Annotated in this window: 17 protein-coding genes; 6 read left to right on the plus strand and 11 right to left on the minus strand. The window is 67.6% G+C overall.

What is annotated here, in order from left to right; genetic code table 11:
- Positions 1–31 precede the first annotated feature (31 nt).
- The gene (locus tag ABZW16_RS03450; protein WP_354951686.1) at positions 32–1,600 is read left to right on the plus strand and encodes an Hsp70 family protein; all 1,569 of its coding nucleotides are present in this window, start codon (positions 32–34) and stop codon (positions 1,598–1,600) included.
- 77 nt (positions 1,601–1,677) lie between these two features.
- Here ABZW16_RS03450 and tsaD read toward each other — a convergent pair whose 3' ends face one another.
- The 7 genes from tsaD to ABZW16_RS03485 form a co-directional block, all read right to left on the minus strand.
- Positions 1,678–2,721: a tRNA (adenosine(37)-N6)-threonylcarbamoyltransferase complex transferase subunit TsaD gene (gene tsaD / locus ABZW16_RS03455; protein WP_354951688.1), complete on the minus strand. Its 1,044-nt coding sequence runs from the start codon at positions 2,719–2,721 to the stop codon at positions 1,678–1,680.
- Positions 2,718–3,242 carry a ribosomal protein S18-alanine N-acetyltransferase gene (gene rimI, locus ABZW16_RS03460; RefSeq protein ID WP_354951871.1) on the minus strand — a complete coding sequence of 175 codons (525 nt, stop codon included), beginning with the start codon at positions 3,240–3,242 and terminating at the stop codon, positions 2,718–2,720. The genes tsaD and rimI overlap by 4 nt, the downstream gene beginning before the upstream one ends.
- Before the next feature lie 23 nt (positions 3,243–3,265).
- The gene (tsaB, locus tag ABZW16_RS03465; protein ID WP_354951690.1) at positions 3,266–3,979 is read right to left on the minus strand and encodes a tRNA (adenosine(37)-N6)-threonylcarbamoyltransferase complex dimerization subunit type 1 TsaB; all 714 of its coding nucleotides are present in this window, start codon (positions 3,977–3,979) and stop codon (positions 3,266–3,268) included.
- A gap of 89 nt (positions 3,980–4,068) precedes the next feature.
- Positions 4,069–4,521 (minus strand): tRNA (adenosine(37)-N6)-threonylcarbamoyltransferase complex ATPase subunit type 1 TsaE, encoded by a 453-nt coding sequence (tsaE, locus tag ABZW16_RS03470; RefSeq protein ID WP_354951692.1) that lies wholly within the window; start codon positions 4,519–4,521, stop codon positions 4,069–4,071.
- Positions 4,514–5,590: an alpha/beta hydrolase gene (locus ABZW16_RS03475; protein WP_354951694.1), complete on the minus strand. Its 1,077-nt coding sequence runs from the start codon at positions 5,588–5,590 to the stop codon at positions 4,514–4,516. The genes tsaE and ABZW16_RS03475 overlap by 8 nt, the downstream gene beginning before the upstream one ends.
- A complete protein-coding gene (gene alr / locus ABZW16_RS03480) occupies positions 5,587–6,729 on the minus strand; it encodes an alanine racemase (protein ID WP_354951696.1) in 1,143 nt (380 codons plus the stop codon). The genes ABZW16_RS03475 and alr overlap by 4 nt, the downstream gene beginning before the upstream one ends.
- A 225-nt stretch (positions 6,730–6,954) precedes the next feature.
- Positions 6,955–8,466: an NAD(P)H-hydrate dehydratase gene (locus tag ABZW16_RS03485; protein ID WP_354951698.1), complete on the minus strand. Its 1,512-nt coding sequence runs from the start codon at positions 8,464–8,466 to the stop codon at positions 6,955–6,957.
- A 130-nt stretch (positions 8,467–8,596) separates the two neighbouring features.
- On the opposite strand from ABZW16_RS03485, the gene ABZW16_RS03490 reads away from it, so the two are divergent.
- Positions 8,597–9,022 (plus strand): plastocyanin/azurin family copper-binding protein, encoded by a 426-nt coding sequence (locus ABZW16_RS03490; RefSeq protein WP_354951700.1) that lies wholly within the window; start codon positions 8,597–8,599, stop codon positions 9,020–9,022.
- 154 nt (positions 9,023–9,176) lie between these two features.
- On the opposite strand, the gene ABZW16_RS03495 is transcribed toward ABZW16_RS03490, so the two are convergent.
- Entirely contained in the window at positions 9,177–9,659 is a 483-nt protein-coding gene (locus tag ABZW16_RS03495; RefSeq protein ID WP_354951702.1) for a MarR family transcriptional regulator, read from the minus strand.
- A gap of 140 nt (positions 9,660–9,799) precedes the next feature.
- Here ABZW16_RS03495 and ABZW16_RS03500 point away from each other — a divergent pair, with 140 nt between their 5' ends.
- A complete protein-coding gene (locus ABZW16_RS03500) occupies positions 9,800–10,993 on the plus strand; it encodes an MFS transporter (RefSeq protein ID WP_354951873.1) in 1,194 nt (397 codons plus the stop codon).
- Positions 10,994–11,236: 243 nt separating this feature from the next.
- On the opposite strand, the gene glmS is transcribed toward ABZW16_RS03500, so the two are convergent.
- Positions 11,237–13,117: a glutamine--fructose-6-phosphate transaminase (isomerizing) gene (glmS, locus tag ABZW16_RS03505; protein WP_354951704.1), complete on the minus strand. Its 1,881-nt coding sequence runs from the start codon at positions 13,115–13,117 to the stop codon at positions 11,237–11,239.
- 36 nt (positions 13,118–13,153) lie between these two features.
- On the opposite strand from glmS, the gene ABZW16_RS03510 reads away from it, so the two are divergent.
- The gene (locus ABZW16_RS03510; protein ID WP_354951706.1) at positions 13,154–14,011 is read left to right on the plus strand and encodes an alpha/beta hydrolase; all 858 of its coding nucleotides are present in this window, start codon (positions 13,154–13,156) and stop codon (positions 14,009–14,011) included.
- Positions 14,012–14,022: 11 nt separating this feature from the next.
- Here ABZW16_RS03510 and ABZW16_RS03515 read toward each other — a convergent pair whose 3' ends face one another.
- Together ABZW16_RS03515 and ABZW16_RS03520 are read right to left on the minus strand one after the other, a co-directional pair.
- On the minus strand, positions 14,023–14,583 hold the full coding sequence (locus tag ABZW16_RS03515; protein ID WP_354951708.1) for a helix-turn-helix domain-containing protein: 561 nt from the start codon (positions 14,581–14,583) through the stop codon (positions 14,023–14,025).
- 30 nt (positions 14,584–14,613) lie between these two features.
- A complete protein-coding gene (locus tag ABZW16_RS03520) occupies positions 14,614–15,069 on the minus strand; it encodes a DUF6640 family protein (RefSeq protein ID WP_354951710.1) in 456 nt (151 codons plus the stop codon).
- Positions 15,070–15,519: 450 nt separating this feature from the next.
- On the opposite strand from ABZW16_RS03520, the gene ABZW16_RS03525 reads away from it, so the two are divergent.
- On the plus strand, positions 15,520–16,686 hold the full coding sequence (locus ABZW16_RS03525) for a hypothetical protein (RefSeq protein WP_354951712.1): 1,167 nt from the start codon (positions 15,520–15,522) through the stop codon (positions 16,684–16,686).
- A gap of 228 nt (positions 16,687–16,914) precedes the next feature.
- The gene (locus ABZW16_RS03530; protein WP_354951714.1) at positions 16,915–17,682 is read left to right on the plus strand and encodes an ESX secretion-associated protein EspG; all 768 of its coding nucleotides are present in this window, start codon (positions 16,915–16,917) and stop codon (positions 17,680–17,682) included.
- Positions 17,683–17,749: the final 67 nt, after the last annotated feature.

Here is a 17,749-nt window from a genome sequence, read left to right on the forward strand (position 1 = left end):
CACCATGACCATCCGCTCGAAGGGAGGTGACATGCGAACATCCCTCGGCATCTCGGCCGGTAACGAGGTCGTGTGCTCGGCGCTGGTCGCAACCGCGTCCAATGGCGCACAGAGTTTCGACTATCGGGTGGTCTCTGCGGACGCGGCCCACTCCGATCTCGGCGATCTCGTCGCGTCCTCGATCGAGTTGATGACGACCCAGCTCCCGACTACGCAGCTCTCCTATGACGTGGCCTTCCCCGCGCAGCCGGTCGGCGCACGCTTCGCGGGCGGAAAACCGATCGGTGTCGACTCCGCCGCCGGTCGCCCACCGACCACTGTCGCCGTGGCCTACCGCAGCAAGGAGCAGGCGCAGGTAATCCGTTCGGCCACTGGCAAACAGCGCGATCTGCGGCTGGTTCCGGAAGGCACCGCGGCGCTCACCTATCTGCGCCACACCGGACTGGTCGACCGCTACGAAACCGTCGCCATTGTCGATCTCGGTGCGACCGGCCTCAGCATCACCGTCGCCGACCAGGCGGACGCCGACATCCTGCGCACCGAACGCACCGGCGCTATCAGCGGCAACGCCATCGATGAGCTGATCTATCACCACCTCGTCGATCTGCACTACGCCCGCCGCGGCACCCGACCCAACCGGGGCATGCTGACCAACCGCGGTCGCGCCGCCAAGGAACATCTGTCGATCGCGCCCGCGGTGACCATCGACCATGTCGCCGGGCAGCCGCTGAAGCTGACCCGGGCCGACTTCGAGGAACTGATCTCGGATCTGCTGCGCGATACGGCCGTCTTCGCCGCCGCGGCATTCGCGCGGTCGCCGAAGTTCCCGCAGGCCGTGATCGTGATCGGCGGCGGCGCCAATATCCCCGCGGTGATCTCCACCCTCGCCCGTGAGCTGAATCTGCCGGTGCACACCGTCGACGATCCGGAGGCGGTGATCGCCAAAGGCGCGGCACTGGTGGCGGATTCGATGCAGCCGTCGGTATTCCCGGTGGTCGCGCTCGGCGCGGCCGACGCACCGGTCGGCACCTTCACCAAGGTCGTCGGCACGCTGGCGGGTGCGATCGTGGTGGTCGGGCTGGTCGTCGGCTACGGCGTGAAGACATTCGCGCCGACCGGCGACGATGAGATCTCTCCGGCGGGCACCACCAGCAGCGCGCAACTACCGATGCCGCCGGTGTCGGCGGTGCCGGCGACCGGCGCGGGTACCTCGACCACCGGCCCGAACCGGGAGAGCCCGAACCGGCCCTCCGGCGCCAATATCCCCTCGCTCACCCCGGATCGGAGTCAGCCGCCGACCTCGACCACCTCGACACCGGCCGCGACCACCATCCCGAACGCGCCGACGCTGCGTCCGGATCCGAATCTGCCGCCGATTCCGTTCCCGGAGTTGCTCGGTCCGCTGTTCGGTAATTCGAATGCGCCGGGTGTGGGCTCGTCTGGGCCGGAACACACTCCGGCCCAGGACTCGTCGACGGTGCCGCCGACCGGTACGACGCAGGCGCCTGCGCAATCGCGAATTCCCCTTCCGCCCAGGGCGAATTCGGGATCGTCTTCCGGGCAGTCGGGAGCCGTGGTGAGAGTTGGGCCGAACGGCTGACCAGCGTGCGCGCTCGGTGCCGGACAGCGCTGCGCTGGGCAGCCGCGCGCTCGGTCGCGATCGAATCCTATGGGGAGTCAGCCGACTCGACTGACCGAGACCGGGAGGCCGGGGTCGGTGGCGACCGTCAAGGGCGATGGTGTTGCGCCGCCCGCGATCACGTGGGCGCCAAGGGCCGCGATCATTACACCGTTGTCGGTGCACAGGCGGGGTTTGGGGACGCGCAAGCGCAATCCGGCCGCCGCACAACGTTCTTCGGCCATGGAGCGGATTCGGGAATTGGCGGTGGCGCCACCACCGAGCACCAGGGTGTCGACCCCGACGTCCTGGGCCGCGCGCACCGCCTTCATGGTGAGCACATCGGCGACCGATTCCTGGAAGGACGCCGCGATATCCGGAATCGGCAGCTCCTCGGCGGTGAAGCCATTGCGCTGGGCCGCCTCGACGTAGCGGGCGACGGCGGTCTTCAGACCGGAGAAGGAGAAGTCGTAGCGCGGATCGCGCGGTCCGGTCATACCGCGCGGAAAGGCGATCGCCTTCGGATCGCCGTGCGCGGCAGCGGCATCCAGCGCGGGCCCGCCCGGGAAGCCGAGGCCGAGCAGCCTGGCCACCTTGTCGAAGGCCTCGCCCGCGGCGTCGTCGACGGTGCTGCCCAGTTCGACGATCGGCTCGGACAGATCGGTGACGTGCAGCAGATGCGTATGCCCGCCGGAGACCAGCAGCGCAACGCACGGCGGCATCGGACCGTGCTCGAGGGTATCGACGGCGACATGTCCGCCGAGATGGTTCAGGGCGTAGAAGGGCACATCCCACGCTGCCGCATAGGCTTTCGCGGCCGCGACACCGACCAGCAGCGCACCGGCCAGTCCGGGGCCGATGGTCACCGCGAGCGCGTCGGGCTTGCTGATGCCCGCGGCCGCCAGCGCCCGGCGCATCGCGGGCACGATGGCCTCGAGATGTGCGCGCGAGGCGATCTCCGGCACCACACCGCCGAAGCGGGCGTGCTGTTCGACGCTGGAGGCGACCTCGTCGGCGAGCAGTTCGCAGGTTCCGTCGGCGTGGCGGCGCACGATACCGACTCCGGTTTCGTCGCAGGAACTTTCGATACCCATGACGATCACGAGAGCACCTCGTTCGGTTGTGCCGTTTCGCTCGGCTGCGGGCCCCAGGCCTGGTTCGCGGCGGTCAGCTCGGGCCTGCGCATGGTGTAGGCGTCGGCGCCGCTCGGGTGGTAGTAGTTCTTGCGCAGGCCGATGATATGGAAGCCGTGTTTGGCGTACATCGCGATGGCCGGGGCATTGTCGGTACGCACCTCGAGGAAGACCGGTCCGCCGCGCTTGCCCGCCTCCGCGAGCAGCGCCTCCAGCAGCATGGTGCCGATGCCGCAGCGATGGCAGCCGGGATCGACGCCGATGGTGTGCACCTCGGCCTCGGGGTGTTCGGCATCGCCGAGCAGTGCGATGCCCGCGTAGCCGACCATCCGCCCGGCGTCGTCGCGGGCGACGATATAGCGGTTGTGCGGCCCGGCCAGTTCGGAGCGGAAGGACACCGCCTGCCACGGATCGTCCTCCGGGAACAGCAGTTGTTCGAGTTCGACGCAGCGTTCGATATCCGCGCCGTCCATGGGCTCGATGCGAATCATGGATCTACCGGTCTCCACTGCCGTCACGCCCCCGTCCGATCGAGCGTGCGGTAACTGCGTTCGACCGCGTCCGGCCTGCGCAGGTACAGCGGGACCAACGGTTCCGGGACGGTGCGCGCCAGTAGTTCGGCGGCCGCGACGCGCACCAGCCCGGCGGGCGATGGCGTCTCGGCCGGAAGCACGGGCAGGTCGAACAGGTCGACGTGCGAGGCGGATCCGGCGATCATGCTGGCGTGCACGGGATCCAGATCACCGGGCTTGTTCACATCCGGGCCCTCGATGCGACGTCCGTCACGGTAGCGCGCCCAGTACACCTCGCGACGGCGCGCGTCGGTAACCACCAGGAGCTCGCTCTCGGCTGTGATGTCCGGCACCACCGTGGGTTCGAGCGCGGCGTCGGAGGCGATCGCGTCGAGGCTGCAGACCCCGTAGACCGGCAGGCCGAGCGCGTCACCGAAGGCGGCGGCGGTCGCCATGCCGACCCGGAGTCCGGTGAACGGACCGGGCCCGATGCCGACCACGACGGCATCGATATCGGCCCTGGAACGACCTGCCTCCGAGAGGCATTCGAGGATTTGCGGGGTGAGCACCTCGGCATGGGCGCGGGCGTCGACCCGGACGCGCGAGGCGACGGTGCGCACTCGCGCCGGGGCACCGGTGCCGGATGCGGCCTGCTCCAGTTCCACCAATCCCGCGGTAACGGCGGGTGTCGCGGTGTCGACGGCTAGTACAAGCATGATTGACCCAACGATACCGGGTGGTACCTGCGCGCGGTGCGGAGCTACTCGGTGGCTACACCACCGCGACGATCAGCGACGATCGCGGGCTATCCGACCCATTCCCAGATCGCGGTACGGACATCGGAATTCGGCTCGCGCGAGAGCAACACGTACAGATGCCGCTCGGCGAGGTGTTCCACAACACCCTTGCCCCACTCCACCACCACGACCGCCTGATGCAGATCGGTATCGAGATCCAGCGCGTCCAGCTCGTCCAGGTCGCCGCCGAGTCGATAGGCGTCCACATGCACCAGCGGCACCGGCTCGGCGCCGACACGCGCTCCGGCGCGGTGCTGGCGGGCGATGATGAATGTCGGTGAGCTGACCCGGCCCTGCACACCGAGTCCCTCGGCGATGCCGCGAGTCAGCGCGGTCTTGCCCGCGCCGAGGGGTCCGTCGAGCACCACCAGGTCACCCGCGCCGAGTCCGGCGGCGAGTTCGCGACCGAAGGCCTCGGTATCGGCGACCGTGGGCAGGATCCGCTGCTGCCGTTCAGCCACCGGCGACCTCCGAGGTTGACGGGATGTGCTCGATGACACCGGCGCGCACCAGTAGCCGGTCGAGCGCGGCGTTGACGATATCCGGGAATTGCAGGTGCGCCATATGCCCGGCGTCATCGAGGCGGATGAGTTCGCTTTGCGGCAATTCGCGCGCCAGCGCCCGCGAATTGCGGAACGGGATGACGACATCGTGCGCGCCGCCGAGCACCAGCACCGGCAGATGCGCGAGCGTTGGCAGCGCCGCCGATTCGTCGTGCAGTTCGAAGATCTCGAGGAATTTCACGATCGTCTCGACGGGCGTGCGGTCGATCATCAGCATGGTGAAGCGCGACAGGGTGGGGCTCACATGTCCGTGATAGGAGCTGACGTGCAGTATCGGCGTGATCACATGCCGGACGGCGCTGCGCCCGGCCTGCACCAGCGTGGGTGCGGTGTGCACGGCCAAACGGAAGCCGTCGACCGCGGGGTTGCGCAAGAGCTGGGTAATGCCCGTCGAAGTGACCTCGGCCGCCGCGGTCGAGAGCAGACCGATCCCGATCACCCGCGCCGCGAACAACTCCGGAAACTGCGCGGCCGCGGCCAGCACCGCCATACCGCCGAGCGAATGACCGACCAGGGCCACCGGACCGGTCGGCGCGGTCGCCTCGATGACGGCGGCCAGATCGCGGCCGAGTTGGGCGACGGTACAGCTCTTGGTGGTCGGTGTGCCGGAGCGGCCGTGGCCGCGCAGATCGAAGAAGACCAGGCGAACCCTTGGGCCCCAACGCTTTTCCAGATCGCGGCGCTGGAAGTGGAAGGTCTCCATGGTGTTGCAGAAGCCGTGTACGAAGATCACGGTGACCGGGGCGTCGGGCGGACCGCATTCCCTGGTGGCCAGGCGCACACCGTCTTCGGTGAGCACCGCGCCGGAGCGGTCCTCGTCGAGCAGGTTGAAGTTCTCGTCGCGGTATTCATCGACACGGGCGGGCCAGAGCACCCGGGCGCCGATGCGTCGCAAGGTGTGTGCGCCCGCCAGCGCGCCGACCACACCGGCGGTGGCCACTCCACCGACGACGGTGCGGTTTCTCATCCGGTTCCCCCTCCTACATGGCGCCGGACCACTCGGCCGTGTGGTGCGCACACGACCTCATAGTGGATGGTGCCGAGCAGATCCGCCCAGTCCTGGGCCCGCGGTCGGTCCGCGCCGAACAGGATCGCGGTGTCGCCCTCGGTGACGCCCGCCGCGTTATCGCCCAGGTCGACGACGAATTGGTCCATGCAGACGCGACCGACACCGGGGTGCAGCGCACCGCCGAGCCACACCGAGAATCGGTTGCTCAACGGGCGGAACACGCCGTCGGCGTATCCGGCCGGAATAAGGGCGACGGTGGTGTCGCGCGGTGCGATCCACTGGTGGCCGTATGAGACGCCTTCTCCGGCGGCGACCGGCTTCACCAATGCGACGCGGGCCTGGAAGGTCATCGCGGGCCGCAGGCCGAAGTCGCCGAGTTCGGGTATCGGGGAGAGTCCGTACATCGCGATGCCGGGGCGGACCATATCGAAGGCGAGATCCGGGCGGGTCACGGTGGCAGCCGAGTTGGCGAGGTGGACCAGCTCCGGTTCGAGACCGTATTCCTTGGCGGTGGCGATGGCATCGACGAACCGGTCGCGCTGGACATCGAGGTAGGGGTGTTCCGGCTCGTCGGCGTGTGCGAGATGGGAGAAGATCGCGCGCAACCGCACCACCTGCTCGTCCACCAGCGCGCGCAGCGCCGCGAGCACCGCCGGGTACTCGAGCGCCGCGATGCCGTTGCGATTGAGGCCCGTGTCGACCTTGAGCGAGACGATGGCGGTCCGGCCGATGCCGCGTGCCGCCGCCTCGACGGCCCGCAGATGGGCCAGGGATGAGACACCGATCTCGATATCGTGTTCGATCGCGGCGCCGAAGTCGGCATCGGAATTGTTCAGCCAGCACAGAATCGGCGCGGTAATGCCCGCCTCGCGCAATTGCACCGCCTCGGCGACCGTGGTGACCCCGAGTTCAACGGCCCCGGCCGCCAGTGCGGCCCGGCCGACCTCGACAGCGCCGTGGTTGTAGCCGTCGGCCTTGACCACCGCCATCACCGCCGCATCACCGGCGTATTCCCGCAGAACCCGCACGTTGTGGGCAATGGCATCCAGATCGACAACCGTCTCCACTTGCGCCTCCACGGCTACTGATCCTGCCATTCGCCGTAACGCTCGCGCGAGGGCGTCGGTCACCGCGGGCATACCCCCGGGTCAGCTGGCTGCAACTGCACGCAGAATGGCGGAGGCGGGGGTGATCGAGCAGGGGCGGCACCGAGGTCGGGGCGGCGCAGAGATGGTCTTGATGTGCGGAAGTATTCCAGTGAGGGTCGCGAACGGTCACCGGCACCCGGCGCGGCCGGGCGGCCGGGCGAAAGCCAGCGCTGGTCAGTGCGCGGCAAGAGCACGCAGGATGCGGATGGCGGGGCGGAGGTGTTCGAGCAGGGGCGTTGCGGAGGTGGGGGCGGCTGACGGGTGGTTTTCGTGGGCGGCGAGGTTGGCGGCCAGGGCATGGGCGCGGGCGGCAGCGGCCGCGGACCAGGCCGGATCGCGGCCCGCGGCGAGGAGGGCGCCGATAATCCCGGACAGGACGTCACCCGCGCCCGCCGTGGCGGCCCAGGAGCCGCCCGCCTCGTTGACGAGTACCGGTCGGCCCGGGGTGGCCACCAGGGTTGCGCGGCCTTTGAGCAGGACGGTGAGTTGCCAGGATTCGGCGAGATCGCGCACGGCGGATACCCGGTCCTGGCCGACCTCATGTCCGGTCAGGCGGGCGAATTCACCGGCGTGCGGGGTGAGGACGGTGGGGGCGGTGCGGCCGAGGACCAGGTCGGGATCGGCGGCGACCAGGGTGAGGCCGTCAGCGTCGACGACGACAGGAAGGTCGGTGGACAGGATTTCGGCGAGCCGTTTGCTGGCGTCGGCATCGGTGCCAGCGCCGGGACCGAAAACCCAGGACTGGACTCGGCCGGTGGACGAGATGGTCGGGGCGGCGATGACTTCGGGGAAGTGGTCGAGCACCGCGGCCGCACCGGTTCCGGCATAGCGGACCATGCCCGAGGTGGCCGCGACGGCGGCACCCGTACAAAGCACCGCGGCTCCGGGGTAGGTGTCACTGCCAGCGCAGATACCGGTCACTCCCTGGGTGTACTTATCGTCGGTCGAGCCCGGGGTCGGCCATCCCGCACCGATCTCCGCTGGCGCCAGGGCCGCGAGATTCGGTTCCGGTAGTCGTAAACCGATGGGCACCAGCTCGATTCGTCCGCAGTAGGGCGCGGCCAGGGCATGCACCGGCTTGTAGGCGCCGAATGTGACGGTGACAGCGGCGCGAACGGCGGGGCCGGTGACCGCACCGGTATCCGGATCCACTCCGCTGGGAAGATCCGCCGCGATGATCGGAACATTCAGAGCGGCAACGAGTTCCGCCGCCGTGGGGCGCAGTGGACCACGGCCGGAGATACCGACGATGCCATCGATCACCAGATCAGGTGCTGCCGAACCGGTTTCGGCCAGAATTGCCGCACCGTGCCCCGATCCTGCAGCCGCACCATCGCGTATCACGTCCGATGCGGTTCGGATCCGACCGCCCGCCTTGCGCAGTGCGGCAAGGCCTTTCGGGTGGGCACGTTCCGGATTCAGCAGTACCGCGGTCACGGCGACGCCGCGGCGGCGCAGCATCGAACCCGCCCAAAGCACGTCACCGCCGTTATCGCCCGAGCCGACGAGCAGCAGCACCGACCGGCCCGCGATACCGCCGGTTCGCGCACGCAATTCACCCGCGACCACCGTCGCCAATCCGTAGGCCGCCCGATGCATCGGCATGCCCTCGGGGACGCGGGCGAACAGCTCGGCCTCGGCCGTACGCACTTCATCGGCGGTGAAATAGCCCCGCTGGCTGGACATGAACGCTCGCCTCCACTGTATCGGTCGGGCACTGCGATTCCGCTGGTGCGGGGCATCGCCATCGCGGTCGAACCGGCACCGCCATGGCGCCGCGCAGACCCGCACGGTCAGCAGACTACGCTTGGCCAGCATGCCGATGGTGCGCCGTGCGATATCCACCCGGGTCGCAGCCGGGTTCGTCCTGGCGACGACGCTCTTGCTAGCGGGCTGCGGCTCCAGCGAAACGAAGTCACCCGCCCCGACCACCACAGCCGAGACGAGCAGCCAGGCACCCACCGCCAAGTCCGGCGATACGAAAACCGCCGCCGTCACCGTCGATGTCGCGGATATGAAGTTCTCCCCCGCCGACGTCACCGTCAAGGTCGGCGACACCGTGACCTGGAAGTTCAAGGACAGCGTGCCGCACACTGTGCAGGGCATCGGCGATAAGGCAATGGGCATCAATAGCCCGATCTTCGACCGGGGCCAATGGAGCTACACCTTCATCGCGCCCGGCACCTATCGCTATCTGTGCTCGCTACATCCCCAGATGCGCGGCACCGTCACCGTCGAGTAGCCGCGCCGGATCGGCTATGCGTGCGGGACCTGCACGCCCCGTGCCGAGTTGGAGTTCATTGCCCCACGGCCGCAACCAGCTGCCAATTCACGGTCGCCAGCGGCCCGGCCGAGAACGACTCACCATCACGTCGCGTCACCCGACACCCCACCAGCTAAGCGTGCAGAACTCGCACGCCGTGTGCTGCGTTGGTGTTCATCGCCTCCACTGCCGCGACCAAGGGGGCCAATTCGGGGTCGGCGGCGGCTTGGCCGAGGGCGCTCGACAGGGCCTCGTCGTGGGTGGGGCGCGCTCGGGCCAGTAGTTCCAGACCCGCGGGGGTGACATCGGTGTAGATGCCGCGGCGGTCGTCCGGGCAGAGATAACGCTGCAGTAGGCCGCGGTCTTCTAGACGGGTGACCAGTCGGGTCGTCGCGCTCTGACTCAGCACGACGGCTTCGGCGACCTGGTTCATGCGCAGATGTCCGCCGGGTCCGTCGTGCTGGCGACTGAGCACGACCAGCAGTGAGTACTCCCGCACGCTCAGTTCTTGACCGGATTGCAGGGCGCGTTCGATATGCGCCTCGATCCGATCGTGCAGCAGTGACAGTGCGTACCAACCATCGGCCAGGCCGGTCAGGGCGGCATCCGCGGTCATGGCATTCCTTCTGCTTCGGGGCTCTTCCCCTCCAGGATAGATGGCCACCGCAATAGCCCGCGCTTGCAATCATTATGCGTCTGCAATTATTGTTGTCGCCTGTAAAGCTCAGGCGCAACATCACGTGGAGGCTCATGCTCATGCCGCTCGCACTACTCGCCCTGACACTCGGCGCCTTCGGAATCGGCACCACCGAATTCGTCGTCGTCGGACTGCTCCCCGACATCGCCGACACCTACACGGTGTCGATCCCCACCGCGGGTCTGCTGGTCACCGGGTATGCGCTCGGCGTACTGGTCGGGGCGCCGATCATGACCGGACTCGGCACCCGGGTATCACGCAAGCGCATGCTGCTGATCAGCCTGCTGCTGTTGATCGCGGGCAACGTATTGTCCGCGCTCGCACCGACTTTCGACCTCATGCTGACCGGGCGCATCGTCGCCTCGCTGGCCCACGGCGCCTTCTTCGGCATCGGCTCGGTGGTCGCCGGAAATCTGGTGCGCCCGGACCGCAAGGCCGGTGCGATCGCCATCATGTTCACCGGCCTCACCGTCGCGACCATCGTCGGCGTACCGCTCGGCACCCTGCTCGGCCAGCAGTTCGGCTGGCGGCTCACCTTCGGGCTCGTCGCGCTGGTCGGCGTGGCCGGGTTGTTCGGCATCGCCGCGCTGGTCCCCGACCAGCCGGCAGCACACGACGCCCGCCTGCGGCACGAACTCGCCGTACTCGCCAACCCGCAGGTGCTGCTGGCCATGGCGATGACGGTGCTCGGCTTCGGCGGCGTCTTCGCGGCGATCACCTACCTCGCGCCGATGATGACCGAGGTCACCGGCTATGCGGAGAGTTCGGTCACCTGGGTGCTCGTCCTGTTCGGCATGGGCTTCTTCCTCGGCAATCTGATCGGCGGCAAATTCGCCGACCGGCACCTGATGCCGATGCTCTACACGACACTCGGCGGCCTAGCGCTGGTGCTCGCACTGTTCACACTGACGGCGCACAACAAAATCGCGGCCGCGATCACCGTCGTACTGATCGGCGCACTGGGCTTCGCGACCGTCCCACCGCTGCAGAAGCGCGTTCTCGATCAGGCGGGATCGGCACCCACGCTGGCCTCGGCGCTGAATATCGGCGCGTTCAACCTCGGCAATGCGGTCTCCGCGTGGCTCGGCGGTGTGGTGATCGCCGCGGGGTACGGGTACACCGCACCGAACTGGGTCGGCGTCGGCTTGGTCGTCAGTGCCCTCGGACTCGCGGTGCTGTCCGGCATCCTGGAGCACCGGACCGCCGAACGGGCGAGCGAGACCACCGAACCGCTGGTTGCCGCACACTTCTGAGCGCCCCGAACCGACTGGCGGCGATCGGGATTCGGCCGCGCGGGACGGTTTCCTTCGCGCAGCTACGGGTGCGTCCGACGAGACCGATCGGGCCGCGCTCGATCCGCGCCCGGTCCAGGTCGAATCACTCGCGACACGTCGGCCAGCCGCGTCGTTCAGGGCGCAATTCGGCGGCCGCAGCCGTTGATGCTTCGGGTCGAGCTCTGGTTGGGCCTGTGGTCTTCAGCGCTGAGCAGCGAACCGCTATTCGACCGTGACGGATTTGGCCAGGTTGCGCGGCTTATCGATGTCATAGCCGCGAGCCTGCGCCACTTCCGCCGCGAAGATCTGCAGCGGCACGGTGGACAGCAGCGGCTGGAACAGCGTTGGCGCCGAAGGGATTTCGATGAGGTCGTCGGCGAATGGACGCACCGTGTCATCGCCCTCCTCGGCGATCACAATGGTGCGGGCGCCGCGGGCCTGGATCTCGCGGATATTGCTCAGCAGCTTGGAGTGCAGCACCGCCCGCCCCTTGGGCGAGGGCATGACCACAATGACCGGCAGCCCCTCCTCGATCAGCGCGATCGGACCGTGCTTGAGCTCACCCGCCGCGAATCCCTCGGCGTGCATGTAGGCGAGCTCCTTGAGCTTGAGCGCACCTTCCAAGGCCACCGGGTAGCCGACGTGGCGGCCCAGGAACAGCACGGTCGGCACGTGCGCCAGTTCGCGGGCGATGGCACGCACCTGCGGTGCGGTCTCCAGCACCTGCTGCACCAGCTGCGGCATCGCCTCGAGTTCGGCGAATTCACGCGCGACCTCGTCGGGATACTTGGTGCCGCGGGCCTGCGCCAAGGCCAGTCCGACCAGATAGTTCGCCGCCACCTGCGCGAGGAACGCCTTGGTTGACGCGACGCCGATCTCCGGTCCGGTTCTGGTGTAGAGCACCGCATCGGACTCGCGCGGAATCTGTGCGCCATTGGTATTGCAGATGGCGAGCACGCGCGCCTTCTGCTCCTTCGCGTGTCGCACCGCCTCGAGTGTGTCGGCGGTCTCGCCCGACTGCGAGATGGCCACAACCAGCGTCGAACGGTCCAGCACCGGATCGCGGTAACGGAATTCGCTGGCCAGCTCCACCTCGACGGGCAGCCGGGTCCAGTGCTCGATCGCGTACTTGGCCAGCAGTCCGGCATGATACGAGCTGCCGCACGCGACGACGAACACCTTGTCGAAGTCGCGCAGTTCCTGATCGGCGAGGCGCTGCTCGTCCAGCACGATCCGGCCACCGGCCGCGTCGTGGGTGAAGTGCCCGATCAGCGTGTCGGCGACACCGGCTGGCTGCTCCTCGATCTCCTTCAGCATGAAGAAGTCGTGGCCGCCCTTCTCGGCGGCGGCCAGATCCCAGTCGATGGTGAACGGACGGGTCCGCGCCAGCGCGTCGTTGCCCGCGAAATCGGTGACCGTATAGCTGTCGGCGGTGATCACGACCGCCTGGTCCTGGCCGAGTTCGACGGCCTCGCGGGTGTGCTCGATGAATGCGGTGACATCGGAGGCGATGAACATCTCGCCCTTGCCGACACCGACGACCAACGGCGTCGAACGGCGCGCGGCGACAATGACATCCGGGTGGTCGGCATGGGCGAAGACCAGGGTGAAAGCGCCTTCGAGCCGACGCAGCACGGCCAGCGCGCTCGCGGCGAAATCACCGGCGGTCGGGCCCTCGGCATACGCGCGCGCCACCAGGTGCACGGCGACCTCGGTATCGGTATCGCTGCCCAGCTCCACCCCGGCGTTCTCGAGTTCCCGGCGCAGCGGGGCGAAGTTCTCGATGATGCCGTTGTGCACCACGGCCACCTTGTTGGTGGTGTCGCGGTGCGGATGGGCGTTGCGGTCGGTCGGCGCGCCGTGGGTAGCCCAGCGGGTATGTCCCATACCGGTGGTGCCCGCGAAGTGGTCGGTCCCGACTTCGGCGAGTTCGGCCTCGAGATTGGCCAGTTTGCCCGCCTTGCGTTCCACCGCCAACACGCCCGCGCCATCCAGGATCGCGACGCCCGCGGAGTCGTACCCGCGATATTCCATGCGGCGCAAAGCGTCAACGACAACGCCGAGGGCGTCCCGGTACCCGACGTACCCCACGATTCCGCACATGGCTCACCAGAGTACTTATCGGATAACGTTCACGTCGTGTCGGCGTCTGTGAAATCACTTCTGAGCACCCTGACCAGCCGGGGGCCCCACCGCGTACTGCGCGGCAATCTCGCCATCGCCGGTCAGCCCGGCGTGGTGTTCACTCCGGAGTCCGGACTGAGTCTGCCCGCGGTCGCGTTCGGCCACGGCTGGCTGACCGGCACCGCCAACTATCGCACCACCCTCGAACACCTGGCGTCCTGGGGTTTTGTGGTCGCGGCCCCCGATACCGAGCGCGGGCCGATTCCGTCACATCTCGGGCTGGCCACCGATCTGCTCACCACTCTGGATATCTGCACCAGCGTTCGGTTGGGTGACGGTGCGATCAGCGTGCATCCGGAACGCCTGGCCTTGGCTGGACACGGGATGGGCGCGGGTGCGGCGGTCATCGCCGCCGGACAACGCCACGTCGCCGCGGTTGCCGCCCTCTACCCGGCGCCGACCGCGCCGTCCGCCGAGACCATTGCGCCCGATATCGATGTGCCCGCATTGGTGCTGGCGGGGTCCACCGATATCGAATCGGTCAGCTCGAATGCGATCCCGTTGGCCGCGGCGTGGGCCGGATCGGTGGTGTTGCGGGAGGTCGACGGGGCATCGCACAACGGCATTGTCGAAGGGCGTCGGGCGCTCGCGGCATTGGGTGCCGGAAAGCATGAAGCCAAGACCACCCGGACTACCCGGGCCATCTTGACCGGCTATCTGCTGCACAAACTGTTGCGCGACAAGACATATGCAGCGTTCTCCGATCCCGAGGCACTCATCCCGCACACCACGGTGGTCGATCCGGAAGCGCCGCCCGAGCAGGAGAAGCCGAAGCTCTCGGTCCTGCAAATCGCGCAGCTATTGCGCAAATAGCGCGCTGGTGGTCAGGGACGTAGTCCATCGAGCGCGAGTTCGATGAACCGCCGCCAATCGCCGAACCCGTCGCGGCTGATCGTGGCGACCGCGCCGACGAGCATATAGAGGTCGGCGACGGTGGCATCCGCGCGAATGCTGCCGTCGGCCCGGCCTCTGGCCAGTAGTTCCGCACCGAGTTCGGCCAGATCGTCGCGCACCGTACCGCGCGGTTCGGTATTACCGAGCACCGACTCGATGGTGCTCGACAGCACACGCCCCTGCTCGTGCACTTCGGCGACATGGCCGAGGAAGCCCGCCAGCGCCTGCCTGGTATCCGGATTCGGGAGGCAGGTCCGTCGCACGTACTCGAGAATTCCGGCGAAGCGCTGTTCCGCGGCCGCCTCGATCAAGGCACGACGGGTCGGGAAATGGCGGTAGACGGTGCCGACCCCGACCCCGGCGGCGCGCGCCACATCGGCCATCTGCACCTCGTCACCGCGTTCGGTGAACAGCGCCGTCGCGGTTGCGAGCACGTGGTCGCGGTTGCGGGCAGCATCGGTGCGGAGCTTGCGGATGTTCCGGTCGGTCATCGATCTCCCTGTCTGCTGGCCGGTCGTAGGTTAGACCGGGCTCGGGATCGGTGCACGGGTGCGTTCGACCACGATCGCGACCGTCAAGAAGATGAGCATCACCAAGGCGATGAACAGTTGCGGATCCATTCCGATGACCTTGGTCGCGTCGGCCGCATGCTCGGGATCCTGCGCGGCGGTGCCCGGGAAGAGCAGCGCGCCGTACATAGCGAGCCAGGTGACGGATCCCAGTGCGGCGGACAGGAAGAACTGGTTACGGAGGTTTCCGGTGCGCTGCCACAGGACGACCAGGCCGATCGCGCCGATCAGTACGCCCATGCCGATGTATTGGGCGTCATGGAATTTGGCGTGTGGGGGCCAGGCGGGGTTGTGCAGGTGGAGGTCGGCGATATCGGGGATGACCAGGTCGGCGAGGAGGGGGCCGATGAGGGTGTTGAGGAGGACGGCGCCGACGAGGATGCGCGGGAGGGTCCAGTGGGTGGTCATGGGTGGCCTATCGGTCGGGAGTGGTGAACCGGAATCCGATTCCGCTTTAACGGTAAGCCGGCGGCTGCGGACTGTCAACGGGCCGTGTGGGTTTCGCGGTTGTTCGCTCGGTTGGCCGGGTCGGGCGACGGCATTTGTCGACCGTGGACGACCTGTGCGGACTCGCTCGCGGACCGCTTGCACGGTGATCGGCCGCTCGGTACGGTCGATCCAGCTGAAAAAAGGGGGCGGGGAGCCGGTCCAGCCCTGTTCGATGTCATCGACATCCGGCGACGGGGAGGACCAGATGGTCAGCAGGGGGAAGCTCGTGGTTGGTGCCGCGTTCACGGTTGGTGTCGTTGTGTTGTCGGGGTGTGGGTCTTGAAGAGCCTGGAAACGAACCTGCCTCAGCAGAATCCGGCCACGCCGAAAATCTTCTCCCGGCCAGGTCTGTAAGAAAGGGGCGATCCGTTGTCCGGCAATGAGTCCACCCAGATCCCCCCGAAGGGGGAGAACGTATTCCATTGGGAGCGTGGCGAAATCGAGGACGCGTTCAAACCGCTGGATCCCAAACCATCCCACGACGCGGCCATGACGTACTCCAACGTCGCCACCCAATGGGACCAGGGCCTAGAGACTTTCGCCCGTTCCGTCCAGGGCTCCATCGCCGAGGCATGGGAAGGTTCGGCCGCCGACAAGGCCAAGGATGCGATCAACCGATACGTCACCGACGCCCACCAACTGACTCCACTGATCACGCAGATGTCCAACGACATGCAGTCCGCCGCCGAGGGAGTCCGCGCGGTCGCCAATGGAATTCCGGAAGCCAACCACCACTCCTGGACCGCAAATGTCTGGCCGCCCCGCGCTCATGAGGAAGAGACCACCAAGAACGAGGCTACCGCTGGCGCCCGCAATGCCATGCTCACGAACTACGTGAACAAATTCGCCGAATTCGACGGCCGAGTCCCCGTGCTGCCCACCGCGCTCGATCCGACCGATCCACTCGATATCTCCGGACCGACCAAATCCGGTGGGAACGAGCCGGGTTCGTCCGGCCCCGGCGGAACGGGAGGCCCCGGTACAACCGGCGGTCCGTCCACCCCGGGCGGCGAAGGTCCCGAGAAGACCGATGGCGGCAAGACCACCGAAGAGCCGTCTTCCACAGACACCAACCCGACCGATACCACCACGAGCTCGACCAACCCGAGCAGCACGACGTCGACCACACCGACAACGACAACACCCACTATCCCGACCACAACAACGCCGAGCACCGCAACAACCCCGAGCTCGACTCCGATCACCACGGGCTCGCCGGGCTCCCCGGGTAGTTCCACTTCGACGTCGCCGAGCCCTGGCCGCACCGTATCCGGCACCCCAAACACGACCGCCACCAATCCCGCTGCGGCCGCGGCCACTACATCCACCTCGACGACCGGACGTAGCGGAATGGGAATGGGCGGTATGGGTGCGGGTGCCGGCCGAGGAAAGTCCGACGAAGACAGCACCCACCAGATACCGGACTACCTCATCAACGCCGCCAACACCGAGGAACTGCTCGGCGAAATCGCAAGGACTGTCGAAGGTGGTGTGATCGGCGAGAACCCCGAATCGCCTCCGCCAGTACGCCCCTGATCGCGCTGACATCCGCTCCGGCTGTGCGCGACATCATGCGGCCGGAGTATCGGCGCGCCACCGGGCCGACTCAACTCGGGGCAGCGACCGGCCGCGGCTACTCCGGCTCAAAACTCGGGCAGCGCCAGCGGATTCCTCCGCCGCATCGCCGACAAACCCACTGGCAGCAACCGGAATACGTATTCCGACCGGACATACCTACACCGCACGATCGATTGGAACCTCTAGATGGCTGAATGGACTTGGGAACCGGACGATTTCGCTGCACTGTGGTTCAGCCCCGCGAACGACCGCTTCCCCAATCCACTTCGCTTCACCAGCCGCTTCGCCTACCGCGACGATTTCGACGCCCACCGGGTCACCATGCGCGAGCGCTACTCCCCCGACGAACTCGAAGAGATCGAGCTCGCCCTGCACACCCTGTCCACCTCGACGATCCACATCCAAATCTTCGGCGGCACCACCCAACACAAGAACCCCAACGGGGGCGTCCGCGTCTACCGCATAGTCGGCGCACGCACCGAGCACCGCGCAATGTCATTGGCCCAAGCCACCTTCGGCGACACCAACGGCCCCATCCGCTGCCGCCTGTTCCCGGTGGACCACCTCCCCGCCCAACTGACCAGTTCCCTCCCACCCTGCACACCCGGCACTCACCCAGCCGCAACTTTCCACCCCGACGACATCTACGGCCGACCCAACGGCCACCTCGAAAGCATCACCCGCAACTCCCCTCGCGAGCGCTACCAACGCCTGCTGAACCGCCCGGCCGACGGCGGCGGCTCCGCCCTCCTACACACCGGCTCCGTCAATAGACTCACCACCCCCCGCACCACCGTCCAGTGGCACGACATAGCCAACGACGGCCGCTACACCGAACTCCGCGGCCCCCACATAACCATCCGCCCCACCACCCCCACCGCCCTGACCACCCACTTCACCAATTGGATCGACCAAACAACCCAACGCCTGCGCGAAGCGGAAGACCGCTGGTAACCCGAGCGGTTAGGCGGCTGGATCTATTGCGGCACAACGTCTTCGGGTAAACCGCAACAATCGCCCG

The organism is Nocardia sp. NPDC004604, assembly GCF_040609795.1.
GTDB lineage: Bacteria > Actinomycetota > Actinomycetes > Mycobacteriales > Mycobacteriaceae > Nocardia.